Genomic DNA, 12,474 nt, shown 5'->3' on the forward strand with positions numbered 1-12,474 from the left:
TCGTACACTTGTTTATATCTCATCCGCGTCGTTACGAGACACCGCTTGATCGTGAAGCAGACGCTCGAGGACGAGGATATAGACCAATGCCACAAGGAGCCCTACGATACCAGGAAGAACCGCAACGATTGCATCCTCCAAGTATGCAGTTGGAATCAGGTAAACCAATAGCGACTTCACACCATACATCAACATCAACGAGGAGAGTAACACAAGCGTTACCGCTCGTTTCGACACATCCCCGAAGAACGGGCGCCCTACCTTCTCCCCTTTTGTCATACCGAGCCAAGATAACAAGTCCAAATCCTCCTTTAACGATTCATTACCTAACCCATTATATACCAATTATTGCATACGATGAAGACCATCAAAAATCTGTGTCGCTCTTGACTAAGATACCTCAAAAAAGGCTGCAACTCCTTCATGAGGAATGCAGCCTACAATACATGTTCAACCAATCAAAATCTTCTCTTTCGGATAGCGAATCTTCCGGTCGGCTTGACGTGCGACGGTAAAGAGAATGGTCAACGATCCGACACGTCCGAGAAGCATCATGAACATGATCAGCCCCTTCCCGGCATCATTCAATTCCGCTGTGATGCCGAGCGATAACCCTACTGTCCCAAACGCCGAGACCGTCTCGAATAGAATGGCAGTCGCCGGAATGTGGCCGTTCGACAAAATGACGAGTGTCGTGATCATCATAATGAACAAGAAACTTGAGATGGCGACGACGTATGCCTTTTTGATTTGAAACGCATCAATCGTGCGCTCCATGATGACCGTTTCTTTCTTACCTGCGATGAAGGCCCACATATCCGCAAAGATAACGGCAAGCGTCGTCACTTTGATCCCCGACCCGGTCGAAGCCGCTCCTGCCCCGATATACATCAGAATCAAAATCAAACCGATCGAGGCTGGAGCCATGGTCGCGATATCAATGGAATTGAAGCCGGCCGTCCTTGTCGTCACGGCTTGGAAGAACGTCACATGTAACGCCTCACCGAGGGAGCGACCATACAATACCCCTTCGTTCGATACCCATTCAAACATCATGAGGACGAACCAAGCGACACCATTGATGACCAAGAGTGACAAAATCATGATTTTTTAATGGAGGGCGAGACGTTTCCAGCCTCTCACTTCCGTGGCATCGGCAATCGTCGTGAATCCAAGACCTCCAATCATAATCATGAGGGCGATGGTCACAATGATGGCTGTGTTCTGCTCAAATGACATGAGACTGTCTGGAAATAATGCGAATCCCGCATTATTAAAGGCAGACACTGCATGGAAGAAACCGTAATAAAGTGCTGTTCCAAAAGAATAGTTCTCTGTACTAAACAACTCGAACGTCAAAAACAACATCCCGATAAACTGCACGATGACTGTCGTGAAGACGATGTTCCGAACGAGACGAACTGTCCCCCCCGGTCCGGCTAAATTCAATGATTCTTGTAACAAAATTCGTTGTTTTAATCCGATTTTCTTCCCTAGTACACTTAACAACATCAAGGCGATTGTCATAAATCCAAGACCCCCGATTTGGATGAGGGCGACAATGACCAATTCACCAAACAGGGTAAACGAGGAGCCGATGTCGACTGTCGATAGTCCAGTGACCGTTCCGGCAGACGTTGCGATAAACAAACAATCAATCCAAGAAACCGATTCTTCTTGCGCAAATGGCATATATAAAAGAGTGGCTCCAATAAAAATCGCCAGTAAAAATCCTCCCGCGATAAAACGCGCAGGTTTTTCAAATACGACTCGGTAAAGCACCTCGATTCGTTTCAAGCGCAACTCACGCGCTGACAATCTATGTCGCATCACGACATCCCCTTCACTTCTATTATTCTAAGCCCCATGTTACTCCTCGCTTTTATAAATGCCAACAAGAAAATGTATCTCTAACGCTTTCTTCGATTTTTTGGTATTATGGGAGATAGACTTTAAGAATGTTGAGGAGGTTGAATGAAACCGTGGACCCTAGTACGGTAGATCATTCGATAGAGGATGTCTCACGAAGGTTGGAGCGCCAGTCACAATGTATGCCCGCTCACCTTTATTTTCAGCTAGAAGAGTTACTCAATTGGTCACTCGAGCAAGAAGTCGTGAATCAATTGTACGCATTGTTAAAAAAATACGACGTATTAACCGATATAGAGCGTGAAGAACGAAATATCAGCATTCAAATGCTGATTGATGAAAACGGCGCTTAATCATCGGGAACGCATGTTGCGGGAGACGAGTGGCGTCTCTCGCTTTTTTTTTTCTTATTTATTTCGGAAAGGTGGAAAACAAAGACATGGATGTCGTTACGTTAGTCGGACTCATACTCGGGTTCCTCACCCTCGTCGGTGGAATGCTATTAAAAGGAGCAGGTGTTGCGCCGCTGATCAACCCTGCCGCAATGGTTATCATTTTCGTCGGTACAGCCGCGGCTGTCAGTATCGCTGTATCGAAGGAACAACTTCAGAATGTTCCAAAACTGTTTAAAATCTTGTTCAAAAAACAAGAACTCCCAAGCAAGTCCGGATTGCTCACGCAATTCGTCGACTTGTCGACCCAAGCCCGAAAAGAGGGACTCCTCTCCCTCGAAACGGCACTTGAACAAGTCGAAGAACCATTTTTACGCCAAGGCATGATGATGGTCATCGACGGTCAACCTTCCGAATATATTGCGGAAGTCATGTCACGCGACATCGAAAATATGGAACAGCGTCATAAAGCAAACGCCGATATCTTCACTCAAGCCGGGACATATGCCCCGACACTTGGGGTACTCGGAGCCGTTATCGGATTGATTGCTGCCTTGAAAGACTTATCTGATATCGAAAAGCTCGGACATGCCATTTCTGCGGCCTTCGTCGCGACACTTTTCGGGATTTTTACCGGATATGTGCTTTGGTTCCCGTTTGCAAACAAGTTGAAGCAGTATTCGAAGAGTGAAGTCATCATCAAGGAAATGATGATTGAAGGGATTTTATCGATTCAAAGTAGTGAATCTCCAAAAACGCTAGAAGATAAACTGTCTGTGTATTTGTCTCCAAAGGAGCGAGCTGAAAATGAAGCGCAAAAAGAAGCATGATCATGAAGAACATATTCCCGAAGGCTGGCTGATTCCTTACGCCGACTTGTTGACACTGTTGCTCGCGCTTTTCATCGTACTATTCGCATCGAGTAACATCGACCAGACAAAGCTTGAGAAAATGTCACAGTCTTTCAACCAGGTGTTCTCTGGAGGCGTCAGCGTCTTTCAAGCTTCGACTGCCTCAAACAGTGACATCAGTCGCACAGACAAAACCAATACGACCGCCAACCCACGGACGTATGAATTGGCTCAACTTGACGAGTTAAAAGAAGATGTAAACAAATACATTAAAAAGAACGGTCTCGAAAGCCAAATCAAAGCGACGATCAATTCAAGTGGTCTCGTCTTGACGATTCAAGACCGTGCCCTGTTCAACTTAGGAGAGGCGACTCTCGATGCTGATGCTCGTAACGTCGCACAAAACATCAGTCAAATTTTAGAGAAGGCGGGCAAGCGAGAGATTGTCGTCTCCGGCCATACGGATAACATTCCAATCAATACAGCACGTTTCCCGTCAAACTGGGAACTCAGTTCGGCACGTGCGACCGCTTTCATGCGTGGCCTTTTGGCAAATGATGCCTTGAACCCGGCTCAATTCACGCTCGCGAGTTACGGTGAGTTTAAACCGATCGCGACGAACGATACAGAAGAAGGTCGCTCTAAAAACCGACGTGTCGAGGTGTTGATCAAACCACTCGTCGACCTTTCTGAGGGCGAACCAAAGATGATTGAAACCATCACCTTACCAAACTAACAATCACCCACTCGTTCGAGTGGGTGATTTGTGTTATTGCATCAATTTAAAGTAGCGTCTCGCCAGTTCGGTGAGTGGGCTTTCGAACAATCGTTTCCGCCAGTAAAGGTCTGTCACTTTCTTCACGGCCTCACTTCGCGACGGATACGGGTAAATCATACGAGACAGCTTCCCGATTTTGTCACCACGTTGCATCGCATAAACGACAATTTGCATCCAATCCCCCGCCGATTCACCGACTGCATGAGCTCCGATGATTTTTTCATTTTTCTTCGTAATCACTTTGACAAAGCCTGCTTCTTGGCGTTCAGCAATGAAACGGTCCACTTCGGACAGTTTCGCTTCATACGTCTCAATGTCGTCACCGTAACGCTCGCGCGCTTCTCTCTCCGTCATCCCGACGTGGAACACCTCAGGGTCTGTGAATGTGATCCACGGGAGCTTACTATAGTCGACCTTGTTCCATAATCCAAAGAGCGCGTTCGCGACAACCGCCTTCCCTTCTTCTCCAGCGGCGTGTGTGAATGGGAGCGTCTTGATCGTATCGCCAATCGCAAAGATATGAGATTGTGACGTCCGATATGACGACGAGACATCGATATACCCTTTCGTCACCTGAACGTTCGCCCGGTCGAGACGGAGCGCATCGATTCGGGGAACACGACCTGTCGCCATGAGCAATTTATCCGCTTCATATTCGACCGTTTCGCCGTTCACCTCTGTCGTGACACGAATGCGGCCATCGACTTCATCGACTCGATTGACCTTTACACCGATTTTTAGGCGCATCGCCATCTCGAGTTGAGATCTTAAATAGGTGGCGACGTCCTCGTCTTCTTTAGGTAGGAAATCATCCTGCGCCTCTAGCACGGTCACTTGTGAGCCGAGTCGGACAAAGGACTGGGCCAATTCAAGTCCGACCGTTCCGGCGCCGATGACAATCAGGCTCTCCGGGAGCGTCTCTTCTTCAAAGACCGTTTCGTTCGTTAAGTATGGGACTTGATCAAGTCCATCAATCGGAGGGACTGTCGGTTTCGATCCGGTCGAGATGACAAATTTTTTCCCGATCAATAACTCGTTCCCTACTTTTAATTCGTGCGGACTCTGGAACGAGGCTTCTCCGATATAGACGTCGACGCCAATCTTTTCAAAACGTTCTGTCCCGTCATGGTCTTGAATAATGGCACGTGCTTTGTCGACACGCGCTTTTGACATTTGATAATGCTCTTGTCCATTGAACTCGGTTCCGAGAACTCGGGCCGCGCGCATCATCGCATTCGCTTCTTTTGAAGCGGCAATCAACGCTTTCGATGGCACACATCCGACATGCAGACAGTCACCACCTAAATGTTTGTTCTTTTCAACAAGTGCGACCTTTGCACCTAAATTCGCAGCCCCTGCGGCCACCGTCATCCCGGCAGCACCGCCACCGATGACAATCAACTGATAGTCCTTCATCGAATCAACCTCCGGTATCGTTCGCTCACATCTTCCATTCGTTTTCGATTCACGCCAAAGTCTGAATAGCCGACACGCGACGCAGATCGAAACTCGACTTGTTGAGTAGCGACATCAAATAAAAAATCGACATCATCTTTAAATCGCATCACTTTAGAAGTCACTACATAATGAAGTCCTTCATCTGTTTCCTTCGCCAGTTCAGCCCGCGGCAACTGATTCATCGCCATCTTAATGGCTTCAATTGATTGCCCGCGACTGCCTGCATACGGCAGTGGGTCCATCCGCAATTCTTCAATTGAAGTTTGGGTTGACACAGCATTCGGACTTCCTTTTAACGGCTTCAAAGATTGATTGGCCATTATAAAAACCTCCCTCAGTCTACATACATCTATATGTAGCCTGAATTCGGGAGGTTTAATCCTATTAATGTAGTTCACTCGGGTCGAGTGGCAATAAAACGGTCACCGTCGTTCCGTGTCCGACCTCGCTCTCGATGACGAGTTTGCCTTCATGCGCTTCAATCAACTCTTTTGAAATCGCAAGTCCAAGCCCGCTACTACCTTCTGTGACATGAGCCTGATAGAACATCTCGGTGATGCGCTGCAAATGCTCTCGTGAAATGCCGGGACCTTCATCGATAATCGAGATGAAGGCAACACGTTCCGATTGCACGAAGCGGATGGTCAACGTTCCTCCGTCTGGCGAGAAACGAATCGCGTTCTCGAGGATATTTAAGAACACTTGTTTCAAACGATTCTCATCAAATAGTCCGACCGATTTTTGAGGATAGCGTTCGATGAGTGTGATGCCTTTGTCTTCAAGTGACTGTTTTAATTGCAGAGTCACTTGACGTAACAAAGAGACCAGGTCCAGTTCTTGGCGATACAAGACCAACCGACTCTCCTCAATTTTTGTATAGTCGAGAAGCTGTTCGACGAGACCGATCATGCGCTCTGTCTCCGAATGGATGATGCTTAAACCGAGCTCCGTCTCTTCAGATAGTTTCTCATCACCACCCCGAATCGTCTCGGTCCATCCCTTAATCGATGTGAGTGGTGTTCTGAGTTCGTGCGATACACTCGAGAGGAATTCGTTACGTGTCGACTGATGCTGCTGGACTTTCGCGCCTAAATACGTGAGCGTTCGAGCCAAGGCTCCAAGCTCATGTTTCTCATTTGACTCAACGGATACATCGAAGTCGCCCTGAGCCATCTCATCGGCCGCCTCGATGATGTGACGAATCGGTCTGACGAAGCGATCGGCAATCCGGATGACGGTGTATAGGGCGAGCAACCAGATCAAGACGCCAATCATGACGACCGTCATCCAAATTTCGCGAATGAGCGTGTCCAAGTCTTCAAGCGGTCGCGTGAAACTGATGGCAAACTCGGACGTATCGTTCGTCATAATGGGACTCGTGACCGATAAGTAATGTTCATCCCCGACGTCATAGTCCTGCACGACGGACTCTCCTTGCGACAGTTGCTGTAACTGTTCTTGAGAGAAAGAGGCCTGCCTTGTTCGTTGTCCCGTCGTTTTGACAATCGAACCGCTCCGGTCGACAATCGTCAAATCAGTTCCAGGATATCCGAATGTTCGGACGAGGACTGAAAAGGCGCTCGGCGTTTCAAACCCAACTTGGGCTTGAGGGTATAGATATGCACTCGTTGTCGCATGACCTAGTAACGCTTCCGACTCATACTCGTAATAGTAGCGATACGTCCCGTAAGACAAAATGCTGACGAGCAAGAGCAAGACGATCGTCACGACAATCATCATGCGAATGACTAACTGTTGTTTCATGCCTCATGTCTCCGCCATTTATATCCGTGACCCCACAACGTCTCGATGTAGACCGGATGACTCGGGTCATCTTCAATTTTTTGACGCAAGCGACGAATGTTGACGTCGACTGTCTTTCGGTCACCGAAATAGTTGACGCCCCATACAGCATCGAGTAGCGCATCACGTGACAAGACGATCTCTTCGTTTTGGACGAGATGACAGATCAAGTCATACTCGGTCGGCGTCAAATCGATCGACTGTCCATACTTCGTCACTTGTTTTGCGGCGAGGTCGATTGCGAACGGTCCCGACTTCAAGCGTTTCGAATCTTTTCGTTTCACTTTTTCGACACGGCGCAACAACGCTTGGATGCGCGCCACTAATTCACCTGGACTGAACGGTTTGGCGATGTAGTCGTCTGCACCTTTACCAAGCCCTTCAATTTTATCTTCTTCGAGCGTCCGTGCCGTCAACATGATGATCCCTACATTTTCGTCAAGATCACGAATGGCAGCACATGCTTCGAATCCGTCCATTTCCGGCATCATGACATCCAATAAGACGACATCGAACGGTTCACGGTCAAATGCGGTGACCGCTTCTCGACCGTTCGTCGCCTCAAAGACGTCGAATCCGGCTCGTTTTAAATTGACAATAATGAAGCTGCGAATCGCATGTTCATCCTCAGCTACTAAAATTCGATTCATATCGATTTCCACCTCTTCTAGAGTTCACTTCTCTACATTATAGTTACGTTTTTGTGACAAGGTTGTCAATTGACCTTAAAAAGGTTTAGGATGGAGTCATTAGATTCTGAAGGAGGACCCCCTACTACTATGAGTTACAAGATGATTGTATTGGATATGGATGATACGCTCCTCACGAGCGACCATACGATTTCCCCTAAGACAAAAGAAGCACTTCTCGATGCACAGGCGCGCGGCTATAAAGTCGTTCTCGCGAGCGGACGACCAACGTTTGCGATGTGGGAAGCAGCCCGTGAATTAGAACTTGCGAAATACGGAAGCTACATCTTATCGTTCAACGGTGCCTCGGTCATCAATTGTGCGACAAACGAGGAGATTTTCTCGAGCACGCTCCAGCCGGATACAGTCGCCCATCTCCATGATATCAGTGAACGGGAAGGAATCGCGATTCATACGTACGTCGGTAACGAAATCGTAACCGATCGCCCGAACCCTTATACGGATATCGAAGGTGAATTGACGGGAATGCCGGTCATTCATGTCGACAACTTTAAAGATGCCGTGACAGCTCCGGTCGTCAAATGTTTGATGCTTGCGGATGGCGACACACTCGCTCCAATCGAAACGAAGCTACAAACAGAATTGGCCGGGAAATTGGCTGTAGCCCGTTCAAAACCGTTCTTCCTTGAGTTTACTGAAGCCGGTGTCACAAAAGGAACGAGTCTCGCCTTCCTTGCAGATCAACTCGGCATCGCACAAAAAGAAGTCATCGCTTGCGGTGACGGAAACAATGATTTGACGATGATTGAATGGGCCGGCCTCGGCGTCGCGATGGGAAATGCTAACACGACGGTCAAAGGAAAAGCGGACTTCATAACAAAATCAAACAACGAAGACGGAATCGCTCATGTCATCGAAACGTACATGGCGGACGTACTCGTTACGCAATAAGCTTCTGATTGTAGAAAGGGAGGAAGGAAGATGAATAAAGGGTTGAAACGAGCTGGAGTCGGATTGATTGGAACTGCGGTCGCAGGAGCGGCTTATGTGTTCCTCTCACCGAAACCAGCCACACGTTTAATCAAAACTTCGTTTGCGGGGGGAAACGAAGTGGAGATGAAGGGATTCGAGGAAGTCGTTCAAAAGACGTCTGTCCGAAAAGACATCGACTACTTGTCTTCTTATGACAATGGAACCTTTGATTTGATCCGTTATGAAGGAAATAGCCGCACGGTCCCTACCATTTTTTGGGTATATGGCGGATCATTCGTCGGTGGGGATAAATCGGATGTGTTAAAATACGCCACTTCAATTGCGAGTAACGGCTACAACGTCGTCAGTATCAATTACGCACTCGCACCTGACGTGATGTACCCGACCCCGCTCAAACAAATCGAAGAAGCGTACTCGTTCATCGCTGAGAACAATGACCGCTTCCGTCTCGATTTAGACCGCGTCTTCTTTGCAGGTGATTCGAATGGTGGACAGCTCGCTGCACAGTTTGTCGGGATCCAGTTGAATGACGACTATTCGCCTTCTGCTGAAGTGGGACAAGTCGTACCAAAATCCTCAATCCTCGGTGCCATCCTCTTGTCTGCACCGCTCGACTTGAAGCGCACATGGCTCGAATCATCGAAGTCAGTGAACCGCTTCTTGTTCAAACGAATCGGATGGGCATACTTCGGCACATACAATTGGGAGACTCTCCCGGTCGTTGCTGAAGCGTCGCCACTCGTCAATGTACCGGCCACATTCGTCCCAACGTTTATCGCGGACGGGAATGATCATTCCTTTGAGGAGCAGGCCAAGGAATTTGCAACGATTCTTTCAGGACGTACGGATGTCACGACTGTCTTTTATGATCGGAACGAGCACGAGCTTGGCCATAACTATTACTTCGAAATGGACCGCCCAGCGGCTAATTCCACGTATCGTCGTTTGATTACGTTCTTACGTGAAACGACAAATCAATCTGTATAATGCAAAAGAGGCGACGTTCTCCTACAGTGGAAAACGTCGCCTCTTTTCGTTAGCGCAATAGTTCGAACGCGCGACCAATCAATTCATTTCGGGATGGGGAAGTTTGACGCAATGCTTCAAGACGTTCAATCAATGTCTGTTTCAGTCCTTCATCCTTCACCAACTCCAGGCACTCGATGTGTAATAACCAGGCGTCAGGGTGGTTCGTTAAAATCTCTGGGATGAGACCATCGATTGATTCTCCCCGCTCACGCATGAGATGGATGCGGTTGAACATCGGATCATCGTTCGTCCATACACGTTCATCCCGTTCGATGATCACCGGTTTTTCAATCATCATCAGCTCGTCTACCGTTGTTCCTGGGAAAACTGATGGAAGCGAATCGACGCGTACTTCTAGCGAGTCGAGTGAGATCGTCCGTCCTTCTAGGTGAACCGTCACGTCTTCGAGTGCACCGGATGCACATGCTTGCCGAATGCTCGTCCCGTCCTCAAAGAGGTCATCGCGATCGAGCGCGGACTCTGTGTCATGAGCGATCAGTAGCCCGTGTCGCTCTTTTTGCGTGAGCTGTCCATGTTGTACAATTGAACATTCATCCCATTGAATGAGCGTATGTTCTTTCGACTCCGTCATGTGACGAACGATGCCGACACGTTCTGATCCATCTTCAAGTCGAATCGTCGATTGACTTCCTGACGCCAACGCTTTCGCCACAGATTCAATCCCACCTTTTCGAATCGCCATTCTTCCCTCTAGTTCATCTAAGACAGAAGAGAGCGTCTCAAAGTTTGGAATAACGAATAGCTCTTTTTTTATGTTTGTCACGTCTTGCTTCGTCTGTAGCGCGTGCTCCAAGTCGAATGGATGTTTGACGACCGCATCTGTCAGACAGTGACGGCTCTCTCCTACCGATGATAAGAGGCCTGCCCCGTAAATCATCGGATTGTCGAGGTCACCAATCAATCCGAATTCAACGGTCCACCAAAAGATACGCGCGACCTGTTGTGCTTCAGAAAAGCCAGTCACTTGCGCTTTCGCCTCATGTACGGCTTTCTCCGCCGCCTCGATATCCTGTTCGGTCGAATTCGCATTCTCCTTCACAATCGTCAAGCGTTTCAATGCGGCGAACGAGGCATGTTCTTCTCGGTTCATAAACGCCTTGGCCCCTAATTGACCGAAGCGTTTGACGATTGCCGAAAACGTCGGGTCCATCAACATTGGCGCATGTCCCGCCGCCTCGTGAATGATATCAGGGGCTGGACTGTATAAAATATTCTCGACTTTCCGAATGTCTGTCGCGACCGGGAGCATCCCGTTTAATTGGAAGTCAAAAAAGGCAACGCCGGGGATGAGCCCATCCACTGCGACCGTCGACCATCCTGCCGCCTGCATCTCATCCGTCATCTGTTCGACGTTCGGCAATCGATCCGGTCCCATTCCCGTCCGTTTCAATCCTTCGATGTAAAACGGATGCGCCTTCCCTTCTAACGTGTGCAAGTTCAACCGCAACACGAAACGCCAAACGGCATGATCTGTTGGTGTGTATTCATTGTAGAACTGCGGTGAAATATGTGGGGCTAGGTGTTTTGGAATCGATTGTGTCAACATGTGAAGTCCTCATTTAAAATCAAAAAAATCCCTATCGATTGAATCGATAGGGACGACAAAGCCGCGGTACCACCCTGGTTGCTAGAAAGATTCTAGCCGCTTGATCCGATAACGGGGGACCGCTCAATGATGAGAGCTCAGGAACTGTAATTCGATTCATCTTTTGGGCGTGTTCGCAGCACCACACGCTCTCTGGGCCAGGGAAGATGTCTCTACTTCGGTTCTTTCTTCGCTTTTCTTACATATCCAATTCTTTATCTTTTCTACAGTTATGCTGTTATGCATATATGCTTTTAAGCACTAAAGTGACGTCTTGTTAGTTACTGTACCAAAGCTAAACAAAAGCGTCAACAAAAAACAGCCTGCGAATTTTCGCAAACTGTCAGAGACACCACTCAATCGGAGATTTTCCCCACTCCTTCAATGTATCGTTTACTTTGGAGAATGGCTTAGAACCGAAGAATCCACGATGGGATGACAAAGGACTTGGATGTACCGACGTGAGCACTTTATGTTGGTCTCCAATCCATTTCATTTTCTTCTTCGCATCATTTCCCCACAAGATGAATACAATCGGTTCCTCACGACTCCCGAGCCGCTCAATGATGGAATCAGTGAACTGTTCCCATCCTTTTCCACGGTGAGAGCCCGCCTTTCCCGCTTCAACCGTCAGTGCCGTATTTAAGAGAAGGACGCCTTGTTTCGCCCATTTCTCGAGATTGCCACTCTTCGGGAGATCACATCCAACGTCATCTTTTAGTTCTTGAAAGATGTTTCGTAGAGACGGTGGGAAACGAACCCCATCCTGCACCGAAAAACTGAGTCCATGCGCTTGATTCGGTCCGTGGTACGGATCTTGCCCTAAAATGACGCACTTCACTTCACTAAATTTTGTATGAATAAATGCGTTCCAAATATCTTCTCGGGCCGGGTAAACGATCGTTTCTTCATAAGCTTGGTCGACGAATTGCTTCAACTGTTGAAAATAAGGTCGTTTCATCTCTTCTTGGACAATATCCGTCCAATCTCCAAGTAGTCGACTCGATAACTGATCTGCCATTGCATACTCCCCTTTCCCTTTGTA

General features: G+C 48.0%; 12 protein-coding genes, 1 pseudogene and 1 other annotated feature. Of the genes and pseudogenes, 5 read left to right on the top strand and 8 right to left on the bottom strand.

The window, feature by feature from the left end; genetic code table 11:
• Nucleotides 1–12: 12 nt before the first annotated feature.
• On the bottom strand, nucleotides 13–297 hold the full coding sequence (locus BBB58_RS00965; protein WP_074034928.1) for a hypothetical protein: 285 nt from the start codon (nucleotides 295–297) through the stop codon (nucleotides 13–15).
• 153 nt (nucleotides 298–450) lie between these two features.
• Nucleotides 451–1,830 (bottom strand): annotated as a pseudogene (locus tag BBB58_RS00970) (TrkH family potassium uptake protein).
• A 200-nt stretch (nucleotides 1,831–2,030) separates the two neighbouring features.
• On the opposite strand from BBB58_RS00970, the gene BBB58_RS00975 reads away from it, so the two are divergent.
• From BBB58_RS00975 to BBB58_RS00985, 3 genes are all read left to right on the top strand, one after another.
• Entirely contained in the window at nucleotides 2,031–2,222 is a 192-nt protein-coding gene (locus BBB58_RS00975; RefSeq protein ID WP_224862903.1) for a hypothetical protein, read from the top strand.
• 86 nt (nucleotides 2,223–2,308) lie between these two features.
• Nucleotides 2,309–3,091, top strand: coding sequence for a flagellar motor stator protein MotA (motA, locus tag BBB58_RS00980; RefSeq protein WP_074034930.1), 783 nt, complete (start codon nucleotides 2,309–2,311; stop codon nucleotides 3,089–3,091).
• Nucleotides 3,069–3,848, top strand: coding sequence for a flagellar motor protein MotB (locus BBB58_RS00985; protein ID WP_074034931.1), 780 nt, complete (start codon nucleotides 3,069–3,071; stop codon nucleotides 3,846–3,848). Before motA ends, BBB58_RS00985 begins: the two co-directional genes overlap by 23 nt.
• Nucleotides 3,849–3,881: 33 nt before the next feature.
• Here the strand turns inward: BBB58_RS00985 and BBB58_RS00990 are convergent, their stop codons facing one another.
• The 4 genes from BBB58_RS00990 to BBB58_RS01005 all read right to left on the bottom strand — a co-directional run bounded on the left by BBB58_RS00990 (nucleotide 3,882) and on the right by BBB58_RS01005 (nucleotide 7,801).
• Nucleotides 3,882–5,306, bottom strand: coding sequence for a dihydrolipoyl dehydrogenase family protein (locus BBB58_RS00990; RefSeq protein ID WP_074034932.1), 1,425 nt, complete (start codon nucleotides 5,304–5,306; stop codon nucleotides 3,882–3,884).
• On the bottom strand, nucleotides 5,303–5,668 hold the full coding sequence (locus BBB58_RS00995) for a DUF1499 domain-containing protein (RefSeq protein WP_074034933.1): 366 nt from the start codon (nucleotides 5,666–5,668) through the stop codon (nucleotides 5,303–5,305). The genes BBB58_RS00990 and BBB58_RS00995 overlap by 4 nt, the downstream gene beginning before the upstream one ends.
• Before the next feature lie 64 nt (nucleotides 5,669–5,732).
• Nucleotides 5,733–7,112 carry a sensor histidine kinase gene (locus BBB58_RS01000; RefSeq protein WP_074034934.1) on the bottom strand — a complete coding sequence of 460 codons (1,380 nt, stop codon included), beginning with the start codon at nucleotides 7,110–7,112 and terminating at the stop codon, nucleotides 5,733–5,735.
• Nucleotides 7,109–7,801, bottom strand: a complete 693-nt coding sequence (locus BBB58_RS01005; protein ID WP_015880495.1) for a response regulator transcription factor — start codon at nucleotides 7,799–7,801, stop codon at nucleotides 7,109–7,111. The genes BBB58_RS01000 and BBB58_RS01005 overlap by 4 nt, the downstream gene beginning before the upstream one ends.
• A gap of 129 nt (nucleotides 7,802–7,930) precedes the next feature.
• Between BBB58_RS01005 and BBB58_RS01010 the strand changes: the two genes are divergently transcribed.
• Nucleotides 7,931–8,752, top strand: a complete 822-nt coding sequence (locus BBB58_RS01010; protein ID WP_074034936.1) for a Cof-type HAD-IIB family hydrolase — start codon at nucleotides 7,931–7,933, stop codon at nucleotides 8,750–8,752.
• A 30-nt stretch (nucleotides 8,753–8,782) separates the two neighbouring features.
• On the top strand, nucleotides 8,783–9,781 hold the full coding sequence (locus BBB58_RS01015; protein ID WP_074034938.1) for an alpha/beta hydrolase: 999 nt from the start codon (nucleotides 8,783–8,785) through the stop codon (nucleotides 9,779–9,781).
• A 49-nt stretch (nucleotides 9,782–9,830) separates the two neighbouring features.
• Here BBB58_RS01015 and BBB58_RS01020 read toward each other — a convergent pair whose 3' ends face one another.
• Both BBB58_RS01020 and BBB58_RS01025 read right to left on the bottom strand, forming a co-directional pair.
• On the bottom strand, nucleotides 9,831–11,390 hold the full coding sequence (locus BBB58_RS01020; protein WP_074034940.1) for an aromatic amino acid hydroxylase: 1,560 nt from the start codon (nucleotides 11,388–11,390) through the stop codon (nucleotides 9,831–9,833).
• Nucleotides 11,391–11,435: 45 nt separating this feature from the next.
• Nucleotides 11,436–11,629 (bottom strand) — a binding site (T-box leader).
• Nucleotides 11,630–11,772: 143 nt separating this feature from the next.
• On the bottom strand, nucleotides 11,773–12,450 hold the full coding sequence (locus BBB58_RS01025) for a uracil-DNA glycosylase (RefSeq protein WP_074034942.1): 678 nt from the start codon (nucleotides 12,448–12,450) through the stop codon (nucleotides 11,773–11,775).
• Between the last annotated feature and the right edge of the window lie 24 nt (nucleotides 12,451–12,474).

The organism is Exiguobacterium profundum (assembly GCF_001909285.1).
GTDB lineage: Bacteria > Bacillota > Bacilli > Exiguobacteriales > Exiguobacteriaceae > Exiguobacterium > Exiguobacterium profundum.